At 65.1% G+C, this 5414-nt stretch carries 5 protein-coding genes; 3 read left to right on the top strand and 2 right to left on the bottom strand.

The features are described from left to right. Positions 1-9: 9 nt before the first annotated feature. Positions 10-1059 (bottom strand): hypothetical protein, encoded by a 1050-nt coding sequence (locus VFV09_09955; GenBank protein HEU4868040.1) that lies wholly within the window; start codon positions 1057-1059, stop codon positions 10-12. Next, positions 1056-1391 (bottom strand): PadR family transcriptional regulator, encoded by a 336-nt coding sequence (locus VFV09_09950; GenBank protein ID HEU4868039.1) that lies wholly within the window; start codon positions 1389-1391, stop codon positions 1056-1058. Before VFV09_09950 ends, VFV09_09955 begins: the two co-directional genes overlap by 4 nt. 206 nt (positions 1392-1597) lie before the next feature. Between VFV09_09950 and VFV09_09945 the strand changes: the two genes are divergently transcribed. The 3 genes from VFV09_09945 to VFV09_09935 form a co-directional block, all read left to right on the top strand. Next, positions 1598-2626 (top strand): hypothetical protein, encoded by a 1029-nt coding sequence (locus tag VFV09_09945; GenBank protein ID HEU4868038.1) that lies wholly within the window; start codon positions 1598-1600, stop codon positions 2624-2626. 144 nt (positions 2627-2770) lie between these two features. Beyond that, positions 2771-4705: an alpha-1,4-glucan--maltose-1-phosphate maltosyltransferase gene (locus VFV09_09940; protein ID HEU4868037.1), complete on the top strand. Its 1935-nt coding sequence runs from the start codon at positions 2771-2773 to the stop codon at positions 4703-4705. A 94-nt stretch (positions 4706-4799) separates the two neighbouring features. Further along, positions 4800-5414 (top strand): alpha-amylase family glycosyl hydrolase (locus tag VFV09_09935; GenBank protein HEU4868036.1); only part of this gene is annotated, 615 nt, incomplete at its 3' end.

Genomic DNA, 5414 nt, shown 5'->3' with positions numbered 1-5414 from the left:
TGATGGTTGTTAGGGAACCGGTGGAGCGGGAGGCACGGCCGGAGCCGGAGGTACCGGTGGCGCCGGAGGAGCTGTTCCGGAAGGATCCTCCGCTGTCGCTGGGAAAGTCGGAATCGGAACCTGCGGCGTGTACCCGTCGGTGTTGCAGGACAAGGCGCCGTTGGCCCCGGTCAGCAGGTAGGTCTTGGGGTAGGAGTGCTCGACACCGACTCCGTCTGCGGCACGTGGGTAGCTGACCGCACGCTCACAGCGGTCGGCCCACCAAAGCTGCATCTCCGTGCGAAGCGGCCGGCCGTCCTGGTCGTAGAGGAGCACTCCCTTAAGAGGCGTCCCGTCCGAGGCGTAGGGGTAGATGTTGGTCACCGGCCCACTCGGTGAGCTCAACTGGTAAACCTGACTGGGCACGCCCGAGGAGCTTACGAACTGAGGCTCGCCGGTCATGCGGTAGTCAACCGAGCTCACCACGCCGAGAGCGAACATCACCAGAAAGGCATTACCGGCGATCACCAGTCGGCGGCGCCACTTGCCTCCCGGGTGCATGCCGAGCCACACCGAGGCGACGATCGCCCCCACAACGAACAGGAAACCGAGAAAGTTGCTGCCGCCGACGGCGGGGACCGGGAAGTCGTCGGTAGAGTTGGGCGCTGCCAGCGCCGGCAGCGCTATAACCAGGTAGCCCCGCAGGACCCACCACGCCGGCCGCAACTGCGGCACGAACTCCCGCACCGGTGTGACGTACGGCTTGCGCCACAACTTCTGGGACAGCCGGACCGGAAACGATCGGCCGAGCCGGGCACCGAAGGACTCCTTGGTGACCACGGGAGCGGTGCGGGGAGGCAGGTCCGCAGCGGCGCGTAGGTCGGCGGCGTACTTTTCCGGTGCTCCGAGCAGAGTGATGAGGGACGGGCCGTCTTCGGCCCGGTCGGCGGTGATGTCGGCCAGGTGCTGGGCCAGATCCTCCAACAGGTCGGTGCGCTCCTCCTCGGGGAGGTCGCTCAGCTGCTCCTTGACGGCGGCGAGGAAGGCCTCGGATTCTGCGGTGGTGGTCTTAGTGGTCATGCAGCCACCTCCCTGGTGGGCTTGAGAACCTGATCGATGGAGTCGGCAAAGCCACGCCACGTCTTGATGGACTCCTCGAGCACGGTCCGGCCGGCGTCGTTGATGGCGTAGTACTTGCGGTGCGGCCCCTCGTCGCTGGGGACCACGTAGGAAGTGAGGGAGCCGTTCAGGTACAGGCGGCGCAGTGTGCCGTAGACCGAGGCGTCACCGATCTCCTCGAACCCGGCCGCCCTAAGGCGCCGGAGAACGTCGTACCCGTACCCGTCTTCTTCTTTGACGACCGCCAGGACGGCGACGTCGAGGACCCCCTTGAGGAGCTGACTTACGTCCATGAACCCTCTCTTCCCGTTTGGAGACTACTGTGGAAAGCAGAGTACTCCGCATGGCCGAGCTTTTCAAGGTTAAAAGGGTCTTGTTCCGGGCTTCCCGGCCGATCTGAAAGTTTCCCTAAATATGGGCGAGTTCCCTGCCGATAGAGAACTGAGTTTCATCGGGACCAGCGCACCCACCGGTGCGCTTCAGCATCGGGGGGCAAGTCATGAGTCTGATTCTTCGTCGTCGCGCGACCATCCTGGTCGCCCTCGTAAGTTTTATTGCCGCAATGATCGCAACGCCGGCACCGGCGCAGGCCGCCGCCACGCAGTCCGAGATTGCTTCGTACTGGGCCCCGGTCCACTACCAGGATGTAGACGCCTTCTTCACCATCGCCGACTACATCACACCGGTTAACTTCGACCCCGGAGTGTCGCTCAGCGACCCCGACGGTTGGAAGACGGCCAACAACTGGGAGAACCTCGCCTACGGGCGCTGGTTCGCAACCGTCTACTACTCGGTGGTGGAGACCTCGACGAACTGGTTCATCGTCTATGCCTTCTACCACCCGGTCGATTGGTGCAAGGTTTGCCACGAGTCGATGGAGCACGAGAACGACATGGAGGGCATCTTGCTGACGGTCAGTAAGAACGGCACCACCTACGGAAAGCTGCAGTCGATGATCACCGTCTACCACAACGACTTCTACTCCTACACGCCCTCCGGATCCGATTTCAAGAGTTCGCAGTACGAGAACATCGACGGCACGATACGGATGAAGTCGTACGGCGGCCACAACCGTCCCACCACCTTCCAGCAGGCGCAGGGCCACGGCATCAAGGCGTGGAACGGTGAAGGATTTCCCGGAGGCGACGGCATCATCTACAACCCGGGAACCACGGCTCAGGAGCCGACGAGCGCCAACCAAACCGCCACCTACAAGCTGGTCAACATTTTCGCGACGAACGGCCTCTGGGCGCACCAGGTGACGCAGCTGAACAACCCTTCGATCACCACCACCTTCGCCGGCTATGGGACTTTCCGGGGCGATGACGGCACGGCCAACGCGGCCCACGCTCCCTGGGGTTGGGACGACGGGGACGACCGAAGCGTCAACCCCAAGGGCGACTTTGCGCTGAACCCGGTCAGGCTCATCTACAACTACTTCGATTGGGCGGCCGGCCACAAGTTCGCCACCGACAAGTACACGGTGAACGGCTACTGCGCGGCAGCGCCCTCAAAACCCTGCGGTTAGTCAACGACGAGGGGCCGGACCTAAGGCGGGTCCGGCCCTCGGTCGTAGCGGCCGGAGCAGGGAAGCAGGCGATGCAAAGAAACCTTCGGGGCGTAATGGGGCTGTTCATGCATTGGCTTTGCCTGCAGGTGGTAGGAATAAGAGGTGATCAATCCCATTGCCATCGAAAATATTCGACCGCGCACGCCTGAGGGCTTTCCTGCCAAGACAGTCACCGGACAGCGAGTAACGGTCTCGGCCGACATCTTTCGCGACGGCCACGACCTCCTGGCCGCGCAGGTCGCCTGGCGCCCGAAGGGCTCGAAGGCATGGCAGACGGCGCCGATGACCCAACTCCCCAACCACCGCTGGGAGGGGATCGTCACCGCGGACGACATGGGACTCCACGAATTCATCGTCCAGGCCTGGACCGACACCTACGCCACCTGGCGCAAGGGCGCCCTGCTGAAGCACCAGGCCGGCCAGGACATCAGTGTCGAGCTGGAGGAGGGGGCCCTGCTGGTCGAGCAGGCCGCCGCCACGGTCAAAGCCAGGGCCCGGCCCCCCTTTGAGCAGGCGGCCGAGATCCTGCGGAACAAGTACCTGCCGGTCGAGAACCGCCTGGCCGCCGTGGAGGTCCCGGAGGTTCTGCCTGCACTGCAGGCGACTCCCGTGAAGCGGGACCTCAGCACCTCGCCGCAGATGCCCCTTTGGGCCGACCGCCCGCGGGCGCAGTTCAGCGCCTGGTACGAGCTGTTCCCCCGCTCGAACGGAGGGTTCGAGGGCACCACCAAACGCCTGGCCGCCCTGGCCGACCAGGGCTTCGACGTGATCTACCTGCCGCCCATCCACCCGATCGGCGTCACCGACCGAAAGGGTAAGAACAACACCACCACGCCCGAGCCGGACGACGTCGGCAGCCCGTGGGCCATCGGCTCCGAACTGGGGGGTCACACCGCCATCGAGCCGAGCCTCGGCACCTTCGAGGACTTTGCCAAGATGGTCGAGGAGGCCAACTCCCTCGGGATGGAGATCTCGATCGACTACGCCCTGCAGTGTTCGCCCGACCACCCCTGGGTCAAAGAGCACCCCGAGTGGTTCCACCACCGTCCGGACGGGACCATCAAGTTCGCCGAGAACCCTCCGAAGAAGTACCAGGACATCTACCCGATCATCTTCTGGCCCACCAGGGACGAGGACCGGGAGGCGCTCTGGCGGGCGTGCCGGGACATAATCGAGTTCTGGGTAGAGCGGGGGATCAAGTTCTTCCGGGTCGACAACCCGCACACGAAGCCGCTCGCCTTCTGGGCGTGGATGATCCGCAAGGTCCAGGCCAAGCACCCCGAGGTGCTGTTTCTTGCCGAGGCTTTCACCCACCCGAAGATGATGGCGCGGCTGGCCGAGGTCGGCTTCAGCCAGAGCTACACCTACTTCACGTGGCGGGTGGGCAAGCAGGAACTGGCCGAATACGCGATCGAGGTGGCCCAGGGCCCGGCGTCCGACTACATGCGCCCCAACTTCTGGCCCAACACGCCCGACATCCTGAGCGGCCCGCTCCGCAACGGCAGCCCGGCGGTCTTCCGCCTGCGCCTGCTCCTGGCCGCCACGATGAGCTCGAACTACGGGATCTACTCCGGTTACGAGCTGTACGAGAACCTGCCGGCCCGGGACACCGACGAGGAGTACCTGAACTCGGAGAAGTACGAGATCCGGGAGCGGGATTACGACGCCCCGGGGAGCCTGGTCCCGCTGATCACCCGCCTGAACGCCGTCCGCAGGGAGCACCCGGCGCTCCAGCAGCTACGGAAAATCACGATGCACGAAACCGGCAACCCGAACCTGCTCGCCTACTCCAAGACGAGCGACGACGGGTCGGACGTGGTCCTTGTGGTCGTGAACCTGGACACCGTCCGCTGGCAGGAGGCCACTCTGACCCTGGACCTGGGGGCGCTCGGGGTCGACTCGTTCCACCCCTACACCGTGCAGGACCTGCTGACCGGCGCCGCCTACGAATGGCGGGGCGGCCACCCCTACGTCCGGCTCGACCCGGCGGACGCCCCCGCCCACGTCCTTTCGGTAACTCAGGGGCCCGCCCATTAGCCCCATCGACCCTGGGGCCAAGGAGCGTACCGACGCTCCGGGTGCGGCGGACGTAGCCGAACGGCTGCCCGACCTCCACGAAGCCGAGGTCGCCGTGCGCGGGGGCGACTTCTCGCCAACCGAGGTCGCATCGGTCGCCGCCTCCGAGGAGGTCGGGGAGGTCGGCGCCCCCGGTGGAGAGCTCGAGGTCCAGGAAGGCCACAAGCCCGACAGCCCCCTCGTCGAAACCCCGAGCCCCGAGCCCTCTGCCGCCGACACCCGCTGGTACCAGAAGGCCGTGTTCTACGAGGTCCTGGTCCGGGGCTTCTCGGACGCCAACCACGACGGCACCGGCGACCTTCGCGGCCTGATCAACAAGCTCGACTACCTGCAGTGGCTGGGCATCGACTGCATTTGGCTGCTGCCGTTCTACCAGTCGCCCCTCAGGGACGGCGGCTACGACATCAGCGAGTTTTTTACGGTTCTGCCCGAGTACGGGAACCTGGGGGACGTGGTGGAGCTCATCGAGGAGGTCCACAAGCGGGGGATGTACATCATCGCCGACATGGTGATGAACCACACCTCGGACCAGCACCCGTGGTTCCAGGAGTCCCGCCAGTCGAAGGACAACCCCAAGGCCGGCTGGTACGTCTGGGGCGACGACGACCAGCGCTGGTCGGAGGCCCGGATCATCTTCCTGGACACCGAGAAGTCGAACTGGACCTGGGAC

The sequence above is a fragment of the Actinomycetota bacterium genome (genome assembly GCA_035759705.1).
Lineage (GTDB): Bacteria > Actinomycetota > CADDZG01 > JAHWKV01 > JAHWKV01 > JAJCYE01.
This window is presented reverse-complemented; position numbering and strand designations above follow the sequence as displayed.